Here is an 18,914-nt window from a genome sequence, read left to right on the forward strand (position 1 = left end):
GGTGGTTCCCCTCAGAAAATCTCGATCAGGCCGGCAGCACCCTGGCCGCCGCCGATGCACATGGTGACGACGCCCCATTTCGCGCCGCGCCGCTTGCCCTCCAACAGGATGTGGCCCGCCATGCGCGCGCCGGTCATGCCGAAGGGGTGGCCGATGGCGATCGAGCCGCCATTCACGTTGAAGCGGTCCGGGTCGATGCCCAGCCGGTCGCGGCAATACAGCGCCTGGCTGGCGAAAGCCTCGTTCAGCTCCCACAGGTCGATGTCCTCGACCGTCAGCCCGGCGCGTTCCAGCAGGCGCGGCACGGCAAAGACCGGGCCGATGCCCATCTCGTCCGGCTCGCAGCCGGCGACGGCAAAGCCGCGAAAGGCGCCCAGCGGGGTCACACCCTCGCGCACGGCCAGATCGCCCTCCATCACCACCAGCGCCGCGGCGCCGTCGGACAGTTGCGAGGCGTTGCCGGCGGTGACGAAGCGGTCCTCGCCCTTGACCGGCTTCAGCGCGGCCAGCGCCTCCAGCGTGGTCGAGGGACGGTTGCATTCGTCCATGGTGAAGGTGACGTCCTCGTTCCGGCTCTCGCCCGTGGCCTTGTCCAGCACGGCGCGGGTCACGTCGAGGGGGATGATCTCGTCCGCGAACAGCCCCGCCTGCTGGGCGGCGGCGATGCGCTGTTGCGAGCGCAGCGCGTATTCGTCCTGCGCCTCGCGGCTGACGCCATAGCGTTCGGCGACGATGTCGGCGGTGTCGATCATCGGCAGATAGAGGTCGGGCTTGTGCGCCTCGATCCAGGCCTCGCGCGAAGGGCGGGGCGGCGGCTGCACCAGGCTGATCGATTCCACGCCGCCGGTCAGGATCGCCTGCGCTCCCTCGACCTGCACCATATGGGCGCCCATCGCCAGCGCCTGCAGCCCCGAGGCGCAGAAGCGGTTCACGGCGGCACCCGCGATGCTGACCGGCAGGCCCGCGCGGATGACGATCTGGCGGGCGATGTTGCCGCCGGTGACGTATTCCGGATAGCCGCAGCCCCAGATGCTGTCCTCGATCAGCGCCGGGTCGATGCCCGCGCGTTCCACCGCGACCGAGGCGATGCGGCCGCCCATGGTCGCGCCATGGGTCAGGTTCAGGCTGCCCCGGCCGGCCTTGCCGATGCCCGTGCGGGCGGTCGAGACGATGACGGCGTCTTTCATGTCGCGTCCTTTCCAGTGTTGGCGTCGGCAAATCTCCCGCCCTGATCCGCAAGCCGGTCCAGCAGCGGCGAGATTTGCCAGAAATAGGGGTCTTCGGCGGCAAAGCGGGCGATGTCGGCGCGGATCGGGTCCAGCCCCTGCGCGTCGGCCCAGTGCATCGGCCCGCCCTTCCAGCGCGGAAAGCCGTAGCCATGCAGCAGCACCACGTCGATGTCCGAGGCGCGGGCGGCGATGCCTTCCTCCAGGATCCTGGCGCCTTCGTTAACCATCGCCGCCATGTAGCGGGTCTGGATCTCCTCGGGCGTGAAGCTGCGCGGGGTGATCCCCTGCTCGCGGCGGATGTCGTCCAGCGTGGCCGTCATCTCGGGGTCGGGGCGGCCCTGCGGGGACTGGTCGTCATAGATGTAATAGCCGCGCCCGGTCTTGCGGCCCAGACGGCCCGCCTCGACCAGACGGTCGGCAAAGACCGGCACCCGCTCGCGCGGGTCGCGGGTCGGCGCCTTGCGCTGGCGGGTGGCATAGCCGATGTCCAGCCCGGCCAGATCGCCGACCTGATAGGGCCCCATCGGAAAGCCGAAGCCGACAATCGCCTGATCGACCTGATAGGGCGAGGCGCCGTCCAGCACCATGTGATCGGCCGCGGTGCGATAGGCCAGCATCATCCGGTTGCCGATGAAGCCGTCGCACACGCCCGAGCGCACGCCGATCTTGCCCATCCGCTTGGCCAGCGCAAAGGCCGTGGCCACCACGTCGGGGGCGGTGCCGTCGGCCACCACGATCTCCAGCAGCCGCATCACATTGGCGGGCGAGAAGAAATGCAGCCCGATGACGTCCTGCGGGCGCGCGGTCGCCTGCGCGATCAGGTTCACGTCCAGATACGACGTATTCGTCGCCAGCACCGCGCCGGGACGGCAGATGCCGTCCAGGGTGCGGAACACCTCGCGCTTGACGTCCAGATCCTCGAACACCGCCTCGATCACCAGATCAACCTGTGCCAGCGGGTCATAGCTTGCGACGGCGCGGAAGGCCTGCGACAGCATCTGGTCGCGCGCCTCGGCCGCCAGCTTGCCGCGCATGACGGCGCCGTCCAGCATCCGGCCGATGCCAGCGGCGGCTTTGTCGGCCGAGGCCGCATCCCGTTCAACCAGCGTCACGTCCAGCCCTGCGGTCAGCGCTGCCGCCGCGATGCCTTGGCCCATGGTGCCGCCGCCGATGATGCCGACGCGGTCCAGACGGCGCGGGCTGACGCCCTTCAGGTCGTCCTGCTGCGCGGCGCGGCGTTCGGCGAAAAAGGCGTGGATCAGGGCCGCGCGCTCGGGCGTCTGCATCAGGTCGGTGAAGGCGCGGCGCTCCAGCGCCATGCCTTCGGCAAAGGGCAGCGCCAGACCTTCGACGATGGTGTCCAGCGCGCGCATCGGGGCGACCTGCCCGCGCGCGGATTTCGCCACCTTTCGGCGCGCGTCCTCGACCGCCGCCGCGTCCACCGTGGGGGCGTCGGCCTGCGCCAGACGGCGCGGCCCCGCGCCCTGACCCAGCAGCCGCCGCGCCTCGGCCGCGCCCGCCTTAACGGGGGCAGTCGCGTCGGCCAGGGTGTCGATCAGCCCCAGTTCCAGCGCGCGGTCCGCGCCGATCTGACGGCCAGAAGTGACAAGCTCGATCGCCGCCTCGACCCCGACGACGCGCGGCAGGCGCTGGGTGCCACCGGCGCCGGGCAGCAGGCCCAGCGTGACTTCGGGCAGGCCCATCCGGGTGCCCGGCACCGCGACGCGGTAATGGGCGCCCAAGGCGACCTCTAGCCCGCCGCCCAGAACCGTGCCGTGCAGCGCCGCGACCACGGGCTTGTCCGAAGCCTCGATGGCGGCGACGACATCGGGCAAGCCAGGCGGCACCGGCGGCTTGCCGAATTCCGAGATATCGGCCCCGGCAATGAAGGTCCGGCCGGCGCAGAACAGCACTGCGATCCGCGCCTCGGGGTCTTGGGCCAGGCGGTCGATGGCCTCGGCCAGCCCTTGCCGGACGGCCGCGGACAGCGCGTTGACGGGCGGATTGTCGATTTCGATGAAGGCGATCCCGCCTTCGCAGCGATAGGTGACGGGGGAATGTTCGGTCATGGTCATGCCTCGGTGCGGATCAGGCCGGGGGCCTGTCCGGTCAGTCGTTCCAGGGTGCGGACCGCCGCGGCCAGTCTGGGCCCGACGTCGGATTGCATGCGTTCGACCGACGCCTCAGACGGCAGGGCGCCGCAGGTGAAGATCACGGGTTCAGCCAGATTGCCGCTGCGGAACGGAACCGAGACCGCGTTGTAGGTGGCAGGCCCGCTGCCCGCCGGGGTGGACACAAAGCCTTGGCGCATCATTTCGGTCCGCACCAGCGGGCGTGTGGTCAGCAGGTCGGCCATGGCGTCGCGGTCCGCGATGGATTCGGACACGATCCGGTCGATCTCCTCGGGCGTGGCGGCGGCGACAAAGGCGCGCGGCGACGAAAACGGTTGAAACGGGATCCGCTGCCCGACCTCGAGCCAGATCGAGGCGACGTGGGTGGGGCGCCAGGTGCGGATCAGCACCATCTTCTCGCCGTCGCGCACCGCCAGGACCACCAGCGTTCCGGTCTCCTCGGCCAGCCGCTGCATCAGATCATGCGCCGGCACCAGGAAGGACAGCGAGGCCGCCGCGACATGTCCCACCGCCACCAGGGTCGGTCCCGGCCGGAACCGGTCGTCGCGCGGCGACTGGACCAGATAGCCCAGTTGCCCCAGCGTGAAGGTCAGCCGCGAAACGGTCGATTTCGGCAGGCCGGTGCGCTGCGCGATCTCGGCATTGCTGAGCCCGTCATCGGTGACGCGGAAGGCCCGCAGCACCGACAGGCCCCGGGCCAGGGTGGTTGCGAAACGAGGGTCGTTCAGGTCGGTCATGTCCATCTCACAATCCGTTCGGGATGAATGTCGAGATTGCGGGCACGAGGATCAGGATCGCAAGCACCACGATGTCCATGGCAAGGAAGCGCGTCACACCGGCGAAGATGTCGTCGACCCGGATGCTGCGATCGGTGACATTGCCGATCACGAAGACATTCAGCCCGACCGGTGGTGTGATCAGCCCGATCTCCAGCAGCTTGACCACGATGACGCCGAACCAGATCAGGTCCATGCCCATGTTGCTGACCAGCGGAATGACGAAGGGCAGCGTCAGGACGATGATTCCGACCGGGTCGAGGAACATCCCGAGGAACAGATACAGCAGCGAGATCGCCAGCATCAGGACCAGCGGCGAGAACCCGGCATCGGCCACCCATTGCGACACCATGCCCGCCGCGCCGGTCAGCGCCACGAAGGACACGAAAATCTTGGCGCAGGCCGCGATCAGGAAGATCGCCGAGGTCTGGATCAGGCTGTCGCGGATGGCGATCCACATCGTGCGCAAGGTCAGCGAACGTTCGAGAAAGCCGATGAGGATGGTCAGGACCACGCTGATGGCCGCCGCCTCGGTCGCGGTGAAGAGGCCACCATAGATGCCGCCGATGATGACGCTGAACAGCAGCACGGCAGGCCAGGCCGCGATCGCCGCCCTCAGCCGCGCTCCCGGGGCCACCGGCGTTGGATCGACCGGGGCCGCGCTCGGGTCGCGCGAGGTCCACCAGAAGACCACGAGGATATAGCCCAGCAGCGTCAGCAATCCCGGCAGGATGCCCGCCAGAAACAGCTTGCTGATCGAGGTTTCGGTGAAGATGCCATAGAGGATGAACAGCACCGACGGCGGGATCAGTGACCCGAGCGTGCCGCCCGCCGCCACCGAGGCCGTGGCCAGCCTCGGGTTGTAACCCAGCCGCAGCATTTCCGGCACGCAGATGCGGCCCATGGTCGAGGCGCAGGCGATGGACGATCCCGAGATCGCCGAGAATCCGGCACAGCCCATCAGCGAGGCGACACTGACGCCGCCCGGCACCCGGCGCAGCCAGACATTGGCCGCGTCATAGATCCGCGTGGTGATGCCGGTGTGATAGGCGATGTTCCCCAGCGCCACGAACAGCGGAATCATCGACAGGTCGTAGGAATGGATCAGCTCGAAAAAGCTGTTCACGACCATCGAGGAGGTGGGGTTGATGGCGCGCTCGGGGCTGAACTCGCCGCTGCGGAAGGCATAGATCAGGAAGGTGCCGACCGATGCGACGCCCGCCAGCACGAAGGCGATGGGCACGCGCAGCGCCAGCAACAGAATGACCAGCCCGAAGGCCACGAGTCCGATGGTGGATGCGTCCATCTTAAACTGACTCCTCTTCGGTATGGCTGCGTTCGGCGACGGTGCCGGTGCGGCCGAACTCGGCCATGTCGGCCAGCGCGACCAGCACCAGCCGGACCGTCATCACGATGAGGCCCAGCAGAAAGACCAGCTTCATCGGCCAGCGCGGAATGCCCAACTGCCCGTCATAGAACTCGCCCGAGCTCCACGACCCCGACAGATTGCGCCAGCTGGCATAGATCAGCGGCATCATCGCCAGAAGCGCGACGAACCATCCCATGATGATCAGCACGCCGCGGGCGCGGGGCGACATCCGGTCGGTCACGAAGGTGACGGCGATATGGGCGCGGTTGGCGGTGGCGACGGCCAGCGGAAAGACGATGGTCGGGATCATCAGCTCGCGCACGATGATGACGATATCGGGCACGGCAAGGCCGAAGATCTGGCGGCCGATCACATTCGCGGTGATGACCAGCGCCAGCGCAAGCGCAGAGACCACGGCAAATTCAAGCATGATGCGTTCGATGGCCTTCATGGCCGTACCTCCCGTTTATAGGTCGCGTGACGCAGAGGGCCGAACCGGACTCGCGCATGACAGGCAGGGGATCGGAGGCGCGACGCGCCCCCGACAGGCAGCGAGGCTCAGTTGGCCTTTGCCGCCCAGGGATAGCCCTGTTCGTCGCGCTGCTTGGTGAATTCGGCGATCAGGCTTTTATAGTCATCGACCAGCCCCTTGCCATCCAGCCCTGCGGCATCGGCGCGGGCGATCCAGTCATCGACATAGGTCTGGCTCATTTCGCCAAGACGGCTGCGATCCGCGTCCGAGATCTTCAGCACCGGGATCTGCTTCTCTTCGAGGATCTCGATCGACCGCTGGTTCGCGTCGGTCAGGATGCGCCCGAACTCGTCCGAGAGGCCCTCGCCGACCTTCAGCAGAACCTGCTGCTGCTCGGGCGGCAGCAGGTCGAAGCTGTCCTTGTTCATCATGATGCCCAGGGCGCCGATCTGGCCGAAGTCGATCTCGGTATAGCTGTCGAAGACCTCGTCGAACTTCAGCGCCTCGACCAGATAGGGATAGGTCTGGGTGCAGTCGATCAGCCCGGTTTCCAAGCCCTGATAGGCCTCGTAGACGGACATGTCGACGGGCGTGGCGCCCAGGTCGTGGAACACCTTGCCATAGGCGCCGACGCCGCGGATCTTCAGGCCCTTGACGTCGTCAAGCGTCTCGATGGTCTTGCCCTTGCAGCCCACCTGAACGGCCGACGTCGTGTAGGTGCCAATATATACCAGGTTCTGGGCGGCCAGGTTTTCCCGGATCTGTTCGTTTTCCCGCATCAGCTTGTCAGTGGCCTTCATTCCCACCCAAGGATCGGGGTTTGGAATCGGCAGGTCGGCCAGGCCATAGGCGATCATGTCCTGCGGAAAATAAACCCCAATGACCGAGCCCATGTCGGCGACACCATCCCGGATCGACTGAACGGCGACCTTCTCGGAAAACAGCGCGCCGCCCCAGTTCACGTCGATGGTGACTTCGCCGTTTGTCCGTTCGGCGACCTGGTCGACGAACCACTGCGTGGCCTCGGCGCGCACGCCGCGGTTGGGACCGGCCTCGCCGTAGATCAGCGTCATGGCCATCGCCGCGGACGAGGCCGAGCAGAGCAGGCCGAGGGTCAGGAAACTTGTCGTCAGAAAGCGCATGATGATTCTCCTCCCGTTCCAATTAGTAGCACATTGTGCCATACAATGGAACAAACTTGCGTCGCCTCGAGAAAATTTGCGAGAGTGGCGCGGAGGCTTCGCAGAAAGGATAAAGAGTCGTGTTCAACTTGGCGGGAGAGGGCGTCGTCTTCATTTCCGGCCACGATGCCTGGCTCTACTGCGGCCGGCTGCGCACGCCCGCTGCCCGGACGCCCGCCTGAATGCAGCCTTTTCCCCCGCCGGAACGCTCTGCCCGCACGTTGGTCGCACAGGGCTGCATCATCGTCGTCATTCTGGCGTCCCTTGCCGGCATCTTCATCCACTCTGCCGCCATCGGCCTGACCGCCGGCGCGGCGCTGGCGGTCTTTCTTGTCCTGTGCTGGCGGCAGTTTACTATCGCCACGTGGTTGACCGTCGGCCTTTGCGCCCTGCTGCTGGCCGCGGCAATGGTGTGCGGCATCGACATCGAGACGCTGTCCCGGGGGCTTGAGCGGATGGCTTTCCTGGCAGCGCTGCTGGCGCTTCTGGGCGCGCTGCGGGTGGTTGCCTCGGAGGCACCCGAGGTCGTCCGCGCCGGACGCTATCTCACGACCCGCCCGCCAGGCCGGCGCTATCTGGCAATGAACTTCGGCGGCCATGTCTTCGGCGTCCTGATCAATCTCGGCGGCATCGCGCTGCTGCTGGACATGACGCGGCGGTCGCTGGAGGAAACGAGCGCGCATCTGCCCCCGGATTTGCGGGAATGGCGGCTGCGCCGGATAACGACAGCCGTGCTGCGCGGCTTTGCGCTGGCCCCGCTCTGGTCGCCCATCGGGCTTGGGTTGAACGCCCTGCTGCTGGCGATGCCCGAACTGGAATACGCCGACATCGGGCCTGCGGGGTTGCTGGCAGCGGCGCTGTTCCTTGCTTGGGGCTGGTTTCTGGACTGGGCGGGGGCGCCGCGCATCCCGCTTACGTCGCGGGCAGCCCCTCGACCGGATGCCGCCGACCGGGGCGGGGTTGCGCTGCTGGTGATGCATGTGGCGCTGCTGGCTGGGCTGGTCTTCGGGCTGCACGCGGTCACCGGGCTGCAGTTCCAGCAGGCGCTGCTGATCGCCGTGCCGGGCTACAGCCTGGCTTGGGCGGCGCGGATCGGGCGCGGCGGTCCGGGCCGCGCGGGTGCCGCGATGCGCCGCGCCACCGCCGGGACGATCCGGCGCTTTCCCCTGGCCGCCGCCGAGATCGGCGTCTTCGCCTCGGCGGGGCTTCTGTCGGTGCTGGCGCTGGAACTGCTGCCGATCGACCGGGTGCAGGCGCTGGTCGCCGCGCTGATCGGGGCCCCCTGGCAGATGGTCGTCCTGCTCAACCTGTCCATGTTCGCGCTGGCCACGGCAGGGGTGAACCCGATCATCACGGCCTCCGTCCTGGGCGGCCTCGTGACGCAACTGGACGTGCCGGGACTGAGCGATGCGGCCGCGGCGCTGTGCCTTGCGGGAACCTGGAGCTGCGTCATGGGCTTCACGCCGCTGATGACGACGGTGGTCTATGCCGGCGCATTGGTCGGACGGCCCGCGGCGGTCGTGGGCTTCCGCTGGAACGGGCTCTACTGCCTGTCAGGGCTGGCCCTGTGGACGATCGGGATGGCGCTGCTCGTGCAATCGGGCCTGATGTGAGGCTCGCCCCCCTTTTCTTCTGCCACTTGGACAACGGCGCGATGGATGCTGGCGACCGAGGGCTGCGGATCGAGAAGGGCCAGACCCTCGATCAGTTCGACCATCTCCTTCGGGAAGATGCGCGTCCCGGCTTCCGGCCGGATCGGACGTGCAGGGCCTGCCGGCCCATCCGCCCGGTCGCGGGCCGGCCAGCGGCGCGCGGTCCGCATCGGGAGGCCCGCCCCGGCTGCCACCCTTGATGGTGGAGGTGCGGGCGCCGCAGGGCCATGCGGCGGGCGGCGTCCGCCCTGTCCGGCCCCATCCTCCGGTCCCTCCGTCATGATGGTCTTCCCGTCCGCAAGGGGATCGTTGAGAGGACGGCCAGCTTGGCTCTGAACAGGTCCCTTGAAGGCTAGCAAATGCTGGCGGAACAAAATCTCAGATGAATGGTCCGATATTTTTTGCAATGAAGGGGCGGCTACTGTTACAGATTAGGCCATGACACAGATTTTGTGTAGAGTTCTGCGCTAAATGGCAGGGTTCTGCTGGCGCTATTTGTCAGCGACCCGGCTTAAAGCCGTAACTGAAAAGCCGACGATCAGGTAAAGTGGCAGGATCGACGGGAAGAGCCCTTAGCTGCCGGTCACACGTCAGCCCGGCAACGTGACGATGATTGCGCCGCGACGGGTCGCCACAACGGTATGCTCATATTGTACAACTGGCGCGGCTGGCTCGCTGTAGAGGGTCCAATCGTCATCGGCGCCTGACGTTGCCCACCTTCCGCCGCGCGAAAGGAACGGCTCAACGGTCAGCACGAGGCCGTTGTGCATCCGGCGCTTGTCTCCCTTGGTAGGCCAGGTCGGAACCTCTTCGGGAGCCTCATGCAGAGCTTTGCCAATTCCGTGGCTGGCCAGGTTCCGGATCAGTGTATAGCCGCGCTTGGTGGCGAAGGTGCCGATGGCTTTGCCGATCCCGGCCAGCGGCTTGTCATGCCCGACCTGCGCGATGCCGATCTGCATGGCGCGCTTTCCGTCGCGACAGAGCTGGTCAAGGGACGTTTGAAGCGGGCCGAGGCCAAAGGTCGCCCCGGTGTCAGCAAAGTAGCCATTGAAAGACGCGGACACGTCGATGTTGACCAGATCCCCGGTTGCAAGCCTACGCTCGCCGGGGATGCCATGGGCGATCTCCTCGTTGACGCTGATGCAAGTCGTGCCCGGAAAATCATACGTGGCCTGAGGTGCCGAGACGGCTCCCTCCCGTTCCAGCAACTCGTGGCCGATGCTGTCGAGCTCGCGCGTTGTCATGCCGGGCTCCATGGCCGCTGCCATGGAATGCATGGTGTTGGCGACAATCCGGCCAATCTTCTTTAAGCCTTCCAGTTCATCTTGGTGCGTGATCGTCATCTTGTGTCTCATCAGCGGTGTCGGAGCCTCAGGGCATTAACACCGGGAGGCAGGTTTGTCCCGCATTGCTGCCGCCCGCCTCACGAAAATGCTGCACCAGCGGTCGAACGGCCAGTTCGGTGAAAGCAACATTGCGGCATCCCGAAATCGCGAAGGGCATGATTGGGCCGTCCTTGCTTGCGGCAAGTTTCTGGCACCGTAAGAGGATGCTGCGACGCCGCATGTCGGCAGAGAGCCCACTGCGGCCGCTCAGGACGGGCGCACAAGTGCGGCGCTCGTTACGGCGCAGGACAAAACGGCATGCCAGTCTTGATGTGATCTCGTTCGTATCCGAGCACCGCTTCTGCAATGTCTTGCTGCCCGGCTTCCATTCGCGAAATATAGTACCACCAGAAGTCCTCGATTTTGAGCAAGTCCTGAAACTTAGCTGACTTTATCGTGAAGAGCCTATCCTGAGCGGTGGCGAACGTCGCCGGTGTTTTCTCGACTAAGTGGCGGTGCGCATACGCGAGGCAGTTCTTTGCGAGCCTGACACAATCCCGTGCGGCACTATCGCGGACAACTTCGCGCGGCGTCTGCACCCGATCCGGATCTGTGCGTAGGTCGCTGTACATCGACGGTTCGCGCCCGTGCTTAACGTGAACGATTATATTTGACGCTACCCGTATCGATTCACGCTGATCCGGGCTACTCATGGCCCACATGCTCAATGCATAATTGATCTTCTCTCCGTGGCTTTCCATTGACTTTTTCAGCTTAGTGCAGACCGCTGGGTCGGACAGGTTCCGGTTCTGTGAATCGAAAGCGAGCAGCGCTTTACCCGCTTCCTCAACACACGCCACAGCCAAAAAGTAAGCCCGGGCCATGTGGTCATGTTCAAGTAAAAGCGATGCTTCAGCGAGCAGTTCATCGGCATTGCGGAGAGCGGCTTCACTGTAAGAGCGGAGAAGCGTTGCCGTCAGTGTGGGTAAATGCGGTGAACCCATGGGTACTCCTGAAATGTCGAGGAATCAGGACTGTATCTTAAGCGCGAACGGCAGCCATGTCCGCACAGCGACATTTATGAGTCTGAATTTCTGCGCAGCGCACGAACGGCAGATCCAGTGAATGCTGCAAGGCAGTGCTGATTCCTCTCGAAGGACGGCTCAGGGCCGACCATGCCAGACCAAAATGTCGGGCGCTGTATAACAGCGCTGGGGCGCCGCAAGTCGGCATTGGAGCCCGCGTTGTCGGTTGTTACAGACTTCGCAAGCGTCGATCTACCTGACGATTCGCCTACTGTCTAAGTGCTACCGAGATTTCGTATGCATCGGTATCCCAACCACTAACTGACCCCGATACCTTTATGAAAACTTTGTTGCTTGTTTGATCTTCTAGAGAAAAGTATGCGGCACCTGACCTTGTCGAAATTTCACCAATCTCATGCTCACGGCTATCATATAACGTGGCGCGGACCATGTTACCGTTCACGTGCCGCAGCTTAACTTCATGTTCTGCAATGTTGTTGCTGTCAAAAAATACACTGAACCAGTCTTTGTCGCCGCTCTGATCTTTGAACTTTCCCGCCACGACTTGACCAACCAATAATGACTGAGCATCACGAAGCTCATCGTTAGGTTCAGCTTCCTTTAGAGCCGAGGCCTCGGATATCTCAGCGCGGACCGTCGGAGCAATGGGTAAGACTGGCTGTTCCGATATCTCCATTTCAGGCTCATCAGGAATCGGGTTCGAAGCCGTATGACGTTCTGGAACAAATATTGTCACTGCCAAGAACGCTGCCCCGACGATAAACACCAGTAGCCCCGCGGAAGAGCTTTCAAATTTTAGCCCAAATAGTTCGATTTTAGCCGAACCCTGAGATTTTGGACGCAGCATCATATAGAGACCCGCCAAAGCAAACAGACCGCCTGCCAACATCAGGGCAATCATCCGGGCAGCGCTGATGGCTTCAAATTCCATGGTTTATTTCCTTTACAGCCACTTTAGCACACCCGTCCTGTCTGTAATACAAGCGCGAGAATCAAAGCGACCGTGCGGTATTTTAGATCGCCGCGGTATTTCGTCTTTCGGGAAGCCGCCGTTGAACCACGACCGATGAACGCCCGTGTTGTTCCGCATCGCGTGAATTCGAGTGGCCCAATCCTTGGCAGATGCGGCGAACGGCCGTTCTGGTGAATGCCGCAACGCAGCGCGGCTTCCTCTCGAATGGCAGCAGAGGGCCGGCTGCGCGTGTCCGGAGCTGCGGCGAACTGAGCCCAGCACCAGGGGGTGGGCAGGCAGGTCGACGCGAAGAGCCCATCGGAGGCATTCGTTCACGGCGCAGTGAATGCATCTGCAGCATGGGCATTCGGTTCTTTGCCCATACTTTCGACCTCCGCTTGCATAAGGATGCAAATTTCCTCATAGCCGCCGTTCGTGCTTGGCACAGCAAAGTGGTCAGATCGAACCTAGACGAGTTACTGCATCCAGAGGCGAGTACGAGACTGGAAGATGCAAGGAGCCAGACATGCCGACACGACGCCTGTTTCTCGGGGCTGCCATGGTGGCGGGTTTGGTTACCTCGGCCCGTGTCCAAGCTGCGGCGCTCGACAGGGGATGGTCAAAATGGGTTCGATCTTACGTGAACGGCGGCCGCGTCATTGATCGGCGCCAGGATGGGATCACGCATTCCGAAGGCCAGGGCTACGGGCTTTTGCTCGCGCAGGCGTTTGGTGATCGCAAGGTTTTCACGGAGCTTGAGGAATGGACTGAACGCCACCTGGCAGTGCGGCAGGACCGGTTGATGGCGTGGAAATGGGTGCCGGATCCTCACACCAATATTGCAGACTGGCATAATGCGACGGATGGCGATCTGTTTCGAGCCTGGGCACTGCTGCGCGCGGAACGGGACTCCGGATGGTCCGGATATCGGGAAACCGCACTTGCCATCGCTCATGATATCGCTGAACTGTGCCTGGCCGCCGACCCCAGGGCACCAGCCGAGTGGCTCCTGGTGCCGGGCGCCGAGGCCCGTCGCAGCCCGAAGCGGGTCCTCTTCAATCCCTCCTATATCCTGCCCCGCGCGCTTCGAGAGCTGGGGGCCGCTGCCGGGGAGCCGCGCCTGATCAAGGCCGCGGAGCATGGCGAGACGGTGCTGGCTGAGTTGGCGATGACAGGGTTTCTGCCCAACTGGGTGGATGTCACGCCATCAGGATTCGTCAAGCCGCTCGAGCACGACTTGCTATGGGGGTATGATGCCCTTCGTATCCCGCTTTACCTGACGTGGTCTGGCCGCGCCGATCATCCGGCCGTTGGTCTGGCGCGCGAGCTGATGGAACGGGGCAGCATCCCGGATCATCTCGCCGTGGAGGCTTCCCCGGACGGGCAGATCTTGGCGCAGAGCAACAAACCCGGTTTTCTGGCGTTGCACGCGCTTGCGCACTGCCGAGACGTGCCGGATCGGAGGCCGGACGGCAGCGACTATTACTCGGACAGCCTGCTGATGCTGGCCCAGGTGGCGCAGCGCGAAGGTCAATGCAAGGTTTGAACCACAGGCAACAAGAAAAATCCGAAGCACTAATCGAACCTGGTTAATTTCTAGCGGCATACCGTTTAGGTTGAGTCACACAACCGGATCGAACCAAGGCGACGCTCATGAAGTATGGAAGACTGATCATCGGCATTGTGGCCGTCATCACAGCCCTTTGGATCATCCTGGGCGAGCAGATGTCAGGCGCCAGCGCCGATGCAGTGGTCAACGCCCCTGTGGTGACCGTCCGCGCTCCGGTCGCGGGCCAGTTGCAGATGGCGCCGCGCCAGTTGGGGTCGCGGGTCAGCCGGGGCGAGGTTCTGGCCAGCCTTCAGGATCCCATTGTGGATCGGATACGCCTAGACGATCTGTTGATGGAGGCCCGGTTGGAAGCGGCTGCCGAAGCGCAGATCGCGGCTTTGCTGTCGGAGACGCAAACTATCCGGGAGGATCTGGCCGAACAAACCCGGAGCGACCGTGCCCGTCGACTGGAGGAACTGCGCGAGCATCTGTCCCATGCCGAAGCACGCCTGACCATCTTGGAAACTGGCGGAGTGACGCTGGAGAATGAAGATCAGCAGCTGCTCGATGCCGTTGCGCAGGATGCCGATCGTCTGCCAGGTGAGCCGAGACTGGACGCTCTGGTCCTCGACCATGCACGCGAACGGGTGGACGTCCTGCGGATTGCGCTTCGGGCCGCCGAAGAGAATGTGTTTCTCCGCGATGGCAACGATGCCGGGCAGCGCCTGCGGGAGTTGGACAAAGACATTGCCATTCTAGCCTCGCACCTCGCAGAGGCCCAGGAGCGCAGCGCTGCCGTCCGGGAGCGGGCGGATCGCGAGCGGATCCGCGTCAATGGCCTGACCGGTGGTGATCTTCAGGCTCCTGTGGATGGCCTCTTCTGGGAGGTGCTGGAGGCCGATAGCGTTACAGTCCAGCGCGGTGATCCCCTCCTGCGGCTGGTGGATTGTCAGGCGACATTGGTGACAGTTTCTGTGACCGAACGCGTCTACAACGGCCTGACGGTCGGTCAGGCGGCGACGTTCAGGCTTGGCGGCACGTCCGAGGTGCTTGACGCCACGATCAGCCGCCTTGCCGGCAGCGGGGCTGCCGCAGTTTATCGCAACCTGGCCGTGGCTCCCAGCCAGCGTCACCTCGAGCGGTATGACGTGGCCCTGATCGTTCCCGCACTGCGGCAGGCAGGGCCGGAAGGCTGCATGATCGGGCGCACCGGCCGAGCCTTCTTTGACACCCGTCCGCTGGACGGGCTGCGCAACTTGTTCCGCTGACATGTTTCCGTTCCCTCACCTGACTGAACTCGGCTCCAGTTGGACGCATGTGCTGCTGGCGCTCGGCGCGGGCCTCATCCTGCCTTCGGTGGTCGATCCGACCAACAATCGCCACCGGGCCGCCCTGATGGGCATCTCTTTCCTGCTGGCGCTCCGCTATGTCTGGTGGCGAGGGACCGAGACCTTGGCGCCGGCGGGGTGGACCATCGACATGCTGGCCAGCTGGTCGCTGTTTGCACTGGAGATGCTGGCTCTCATTGGCTCGATCAGCGCCTTCACCATCATGTCGCGCATCCGCCTGCGCAGCGAGGAGGCCGATGCGCATGAAGGATGGTGGGGCGAGCAGGAGCCCCGCGTCGCCGTCCTGATCGCCACCTATAACGAAGAGCTGGAAATCCTGGAGCGGACGATCGTGGGTGCCCGGTCGCTGCGCCACAAGAACAAGGAGGTGCTGGTCCTCGACGACAGCCGGCGCGACTGGCTGCGCGACTATTGCGCTGAACAAGGCGTGCGCTACATGCGCCGGCCTGACAACAAGGGCTCCAAGGCCGGTAACATCAACCACTGCCTGGATCGCCTGGCGGAGGACCGGGTGCCGCCGGATTTCGTGGCGGTGCTGGACGCGGACTTCGTGCCCCACCGCGGCTTCATCTCGCGCAGCCTGGCGCTGTTCCATGATCCCAGGGTGGCCTTGGTCCAGACGCCGCAGCACTTCTTCAACGCCGACCCGATCCAGCACAATCTCGGCATCAGCCGCTCCTACCCGGACGAGCAGAGGTTCTTCTTTGACTACATGCAACCCTCGCGCGACGCCTGGGGGATTGCGATCTGCTGTGGCACTTCGTCGATCTGCCGCTGGAGTGCCCTTCGAGAAATGGGTGGCTTTCCCACGGAAAGCGTTACAGAGGACTTCCTGCTGACGCTGGCCCTGCAGGAGCGCGGCTGGAAGACTGTTTATCTGGCCGAGCCGCTGACCGAAGGTCTGGCGCCCGAGGGGCTAAAGGAATACGTCACGCAGCGCGCCCGCTGGTGCCTGGGGCTGATGCAGATCGCCCGCTCTAAATATGGGCCTCTGGCCAAGAACAATTTGCGCCTTCGCGACCGCTGGAGCGTGATCGACTCGGTGTTCTTCTGGTTGACCAGCTTTCCCTTCCGGATAGCCGTTGTCGTATATCCGCTGCTTTACTGGTTCTTCAACGTGATCGTGGTGAACGCGACGCTGACAGACGTGATCAGCTACTTCGGCGTCTATTTCGTCTGGTCGTTTCTGGCACAGCGGACGTTGATGCCTGGCATGTTCGTGCCCGTTCTTCACGACACCAGCCAGCTGATCGGCGCCCTTCCCATCAGCCGGGCGGCCTTCACGGGGCTCTTCAGGCCCAAGGGCCATCCTTTCTCGGTCACGGCCAAGGGCGGCGACCGGACCAAGGTCATCGTGCAGTGGGAGATGATGTCCCCGTTCCTAATTTTGCTGGTCCTGACGCTTCTCGGCTTGACGCTGGGCATCTTCGTGGACCGCTTCGCCTTCAACGATGCAGGCGACGGCAAGTGGGTGGTCATCTTCTGGACGATCTACAATGTCTTTGTGTTGCTCATGACGATCTTGGCCTGTGTCGAGCTGCCCCGCCGTGAGCGCCACATCGCTGATCTGCCGGACCGGGGCATCCTGGTCACGGATGGCGACATTCGCCGCCAGTGGATCAGCTCGCTGACCATGGAGGAGGCGCGGCTGCGCGGAAAAATCTATCCGGTTGGCGCAACAGGCCTGCTGCGGCTGCGTGATGTTGGCGATGTGCCAGTCGAGGTCATCGCGCAGACGGTAGACGGCAATCGGGTCCGGCTGAGGCCCACGCCGGTGCAGCGCGAGGCGCTGATGATCCGCTTTTACGCTGAAGGGGCTGCACCCGGCACAGGCCGGGCGCAGTTGGCGGGACTGCTGGCCGGGCTGGGGCAGCGCTTGTCGTTCAGCGATCGTCGCTGACGCGATCCTGCTGAAGCTGGGTCAGCGCCGCCGACAGCAGCGCGGCTTCGCGGGTGACGTGGAAGCTCGGAGGATATTCCTGAGAGCCGTCCGCGATGCGCTGCGCAGAGGCGGCAAGCTGGGCGAAGGGCGTCCTGACAGCACGCGTGACAAGAGCGGTCAGTAGCCCGATCAGGGAAACGGCGACCCCAAGCGCGTAAAGCGCCCCGTTCCGGATCAGGTCGACGCCGATATCAAGGCGCTCGGCATCCAGCCGTCCCACCATCCGCCACCCGAAGTTCGGCAGGTCTCCGTAAGACACCTCCGGCACCAACGCCGAGAAATACTCCCGCCCATCAGGCCAGGTCTCGCGTCCTCCAGACTGTACGCCGGTCTGCGCCGCGCCCAGGATCTGCAACTCCGCTGTGTCTGGTGCCTCATCCGTTGAAGAGGCAGATATGTCGCCAGAGGGATTGATCAGGTAGAGGTCAATGCCAAAGGTTTCCGAGGTCTCGCGCAGATGTTCGGCCAACCAGGTCGCGTTGATGTGGATGCCGACGACGCCGATCAGATCACCATTGGCGTCCGTGACCGGTCTGGCCAGATCGATGAAGCGCAGCGGCTCGTCCCCTTCACCTCCGAGAAGCTGGGCGAGAAGCACTGCGTCATGAACATCGCCCGCAAACCCACCGCTGAGGCCGTTGCGATACCAGGGCCGCTCGCTGACATCCTGCCCGATCAGCAAGCCATTCGTCGCCGCGATGACTTGGCCGCTCAGATCGGCAAAGCCCGCCCAGGAGATGCGGCTGCCGTCGCCGCTCGCCCCTGTCATCAGGTAGGTCAGCTGCTCCGGGTTCAACTCGTCAACCCTTTCCGTCAGGAACGCCAGGTCACGCCAGTCGCGCTCGAGGGTCCGGGCCAGATCCTCGGCGGCGGCGGTGGTGCGGAAGCGGGCCGCATAATCCAGGGTGCTGTCAGTAAAGCGGTCGCCGCGAAGGTATGCAAATGCCATGGGAACCAGGCACATCACCAGGATGCAGGAAAGCGCAAAGCCGACAAGAGCCTTGCGCAGGGTCAGGGTTGGCAGCTGGGTCATGGCACCTCAGAACGTGTTGATGGAGAAGCCGGCAAAGACTTCGTCAGAGCTCAGTTTGTAGCCGAGCCGGACGCTGAGCGGCCCGTCAGCGATGCGTTTTTGAAAGGCCAGGGTGGTCTCGTGGTAAGTGTCGCTTCCGCCGCGTGACAGCTCGACGCCAAAATTGCCTGGTGCAAATGTCAACTGTCCGAGCAGAAACCAGGACTGGTGAACCGAGCTGACATCAGCCAGCAAATAGGTGGATCCGAAGGAGGTGGGGGTGTAACGCTCGAGCGACAGCTTGAGGCCGGCCTGAACATCATCGCCCTCATCCTGCTCGTGCTGAAAGCCGATGGTAGGACCGACCTTCATGACGGCAATATCCGCCAGCGGCAGCGCATAGGTGAGGCTGATCGCGCCAGAATGCCCATCCTCGTAGTTGGAAAAGTTCAGTCCGTAGTTCAGGGAGCTGCGGCTCACCGAAGCAACCACGGATTGGGTGCGCCCACCCGCATCTCCTTGGAGGAAATAGCCGTCGGCGGCGGCAGTCTGACCCAGAAGGCATGCCAAGCCCGCTGCCGAGGCTATTGTTCGAACCTGCGCCATCGAAACTCCCTTATCATATCTGCTTAAGGATAGCTTAATCATGAATCAGCGCTACAGCCTAGAGTTGAAAGTGACCCGGCATTGGGCGCTCCGAAGCAGATGTCTGCTTCTCCCAGATTTGCACCAGCCATACTGTATCTATGTCAGGTAGCTCGCTGCCCGTCAGGTTTAGGCAACTGCCATGGCACAGACTTCTTTGCATCTGCAGCGTATGACCGCTTGGTCCGCATTGCTGCCGCCCGCCTCGAGTAACGCGCGAAAGTTGGTGATGCCCTGAGGGGCGGCATATCATGGCGGTGTTCAGACGCCGTCAATTCTCAGC

At 63.9% G+C, this 18,914-nt stretch carries 15 protein-coding genes; 4 read left to right on the forward strand and 11 right to left on the reverse strand.

Annotated elements, in window-relative coordinates; all coding sequences use genetic code 11:
* Positions 1 to 11: 11 nt before the first annotated feature.
* The 6 genes from Q1A36_RS18725 to Q1A36_RS18750 all read right to left on the reverse strand — a co-directional run bounded on the left by Q1A36_RS18725 (position 12) and on the right by Q1A36_RS18750 (position 7,120).
* Positions 12 to 1,187 (reverse strand): acetyl-CoA C-acyltransferase, encoded by a 1,176-nt coding sequence (locus Q1A36_RS18725; RefSeq protein WP_299847264.1) that lies wholly within the window; start codon positions 1,185 to 1,187, stop codon positions 12 to 14.
* Positions 1,184 to 3,304, reverse strand: a complete 2,121-nt coding sequence (locus Q1A36_RS18730) for a 3-hydroxyacyl-CoA dehydrogenase NAD-binding domain-containing protein (protein ID WP_366141611.1) — start codon at positions 3,302 to 3,304, stop codon at positions 1,184 to 1,186. The genes Q1A36_RS18725 and Q1A36_RS18730 overlap by 4 nt, the downstream gene beginning before the upstream one ends.
* Complete coding sequence (locus tag Q1A36_RS18735) at positions 3,301 to 4,104, reverse strand: IclR family transcriptional regulator (RefSeq protein WP_299847266.1); 804 nt, start codon at positions 4,102 to 4,104, stop codon at positions 3,301 to 3,303. The genes Q1A36_RS18730 and Q1A36_RS18735 overlap by 4 nt, the downstream gene beginning before the upstream one ends.
* Position 4,105: 1 nt before the next feature.
* Positions 4,106 to 5,443 (reverse strand): TRAP transporter large permease, encoded by a 1,338-nt coding sequence (locus Q1A36_RS18740; RefSeq protein WP_101754696.1) that lies wholly within the window; start codon positions 5,441 to 5,443, stop codon positions 4,106 to 4,108.
* 1 nt (position 5,444) lies between these two features.
* Complete coding sequence (locus Q1A36_RS18745) at positions 5,445 to 5,957, reverse strand: TRAP transporter small permease (protein ID WP_101754697.1); 513 nt, start codon at positions 5,955 to 5,957, stop codon at positions 5,445 to 5,447.
* A gap of 107 nt (positions 5,958 to 6,064) precedes the next feature.
* Positions 6,065 to 7,120 carry a C4-dicarboxylate TRAP transporter substrate-binding protein gene (locus tag Q1A36_RS18750; protein ID WP_299847269.1) on the reverse strand — a complete coding sequence of 352 codons (1,056 nt, stop codon included), beginning with the start codon at positions 7,118 to 7,120 and terminating at the stop codon, positions 6,065 to 6,067.
* Between the two features lie 221 nt (positions 7,121 to 7,341).
* Here Q1A36_RS18750 and Q1A36_RS18755 point away from each other — a divergent pair, with 221 nt between their 5' ends.
* On the forward strand, positions 7,342 to 8,772 hold the full coding sequence (locus tag Q1A36_RS18755) for a hypothetical protein (RefSeq protein ID WP_299847271.1): 1,431 nt from the start codon (positions 7,342 to 7,344) through the stop codon (positions 8,770 to 8,772).
* A 629-nt stretch (positions 8,773 to 9,401) separates the two neighbouring features.
* Here Q1A36_RS18755 and map read toward each other — a convergent pair.
* The 3 genes from map to Q1A36_RS18770 all read right to left on the reverse strand — a co-directional run bounded on the left by map (position 9,402) and on the right by Q1A36_RS18770 (position 12,113).
* On the reverse strand, positions 9,402 to 10,154 hold the full coding sequence (map, locus tag Q1A36_RS18760; protein ID WP_271114228.1) for a type I methionyl aminopeptidase: 753 nt from the start codon (positions 10,152 to 10,154) through the stop codon (positions 9,402 to 9,404).
* Positions 10,155 to 10,432: 278 nt separating this feature from the next.
* Complete coding sequence (locus Q1A36_RS18765; RefSeq protein ID WP_299847273.1) at positions 10,433 to 11,140, reverse strand: AbiV family abortive infection protein; 708 nt, start codon at positions 11,138 to 11,140, stop codon at positions 10,433 to 10,435.
* A gap of 289 nt (positions 11,141 to 11,429) precedes the next feature.
* Positions 11,430 to 12,113 carry a hypothetical protein gene (locus tag Q1A36_RS18770; RefSeq protein ID WP_299847275.1) on the reverse strand — a complete coding sequence of 228 codons (684 nt, stop codon included), beginning with the start codon at positions 12,111 to 12,113 and terminating at the stop codon, positions 11,430 to 11,432.
* A 547-nt stretch (positions 12,114 to 12,660) separates the two neighbouring features.
* Here Q1A36_RS18770 and Q1A36_RS18775 point away from each other — a divergent pair.
* From Q1A36_RS18775 to Q1A36_RS18785, 3 genes are all read left to right on the forward strand, one after another.
* Entirely contained in the window at positions 12,661 to 13,680 is a 1,020-nt protein-coding gene (locus Q1A36_RS18775) for a glycosyl hydrolase family 8 (protein ID WP_299847277.1), read from the forward strand.
* A 107-nt stretch (positions 13,681 to 13,787) separates the two neighbouring features.
* Positions 13,788 to 14,951 (forward strand): HlyD family secretion protein, encoded by a 1,164-nt coding sequence (locus tag Q1A36_RS18780; protein WP_299847279.1) that lies wholly within the window; start codon positions 13,788 to 13,790, stop codon positions 14,949 to 14,951.
* Position 14,952: 1 nt separating this feature from the next.
* Positions 14,953 to 16,932 carry a glycosyltransferase gene (locus Q1A36_RS18785; RefSeq protein WP_299847281.1) on the forward strand — a complete coding sequence of 660 codons (1,980 nt, stop codon included), beginning with the start codon at positions 14,953 to 14,955 and terminating at the stop codon, positions 16,930 to 16,932.
* On the opposite strand, the gene Q1A36_RS18790 is transcribed toward Q1A36_RS18785, so the two are convergent.
* On the reverse strand, positions 16,916 to 18,007 hold the full coding sequence (locus Q1A36_RS18790) for a cache domain-containing protein (RefSeq protein ID WP_299847283.1): 1,092 nt from the start codon (positions 18,005 to 18,007) through the stop codon (positions 16,916 to 16,918). The genes Q1A36_RS18785 and Q1A36_RS18790 overlap by 17 nt on opposite strands.
* 6 nt (positions 18,008 to 18,013) lie before the next feature.
* Positions 18,014 to 18,592 (reverse strand): hypothetical protein, encoded by a 579-nt coding sequence (locus tag Q1A36_RS18795; protein WP_157935976.1) that lies wholly within the window; start codon positions 18,590 to 18,592, stop codon positions 18,014 to 18,016.
* Between the last annotated feature and the right edge of the window lie 322 nt (positions 18,593 to 18,914).

The sequence above is a fragment of the uncultured Paracoccus sp. genome (genome assembly GCF_947487305.1).
In the GTDB taxonomy this organism is placed as follows: Bacteria; Pseudomonadota; Alphaproteobacteria; order Rhodobacterales; family Rhodobacteraceae; genus Paracoccus.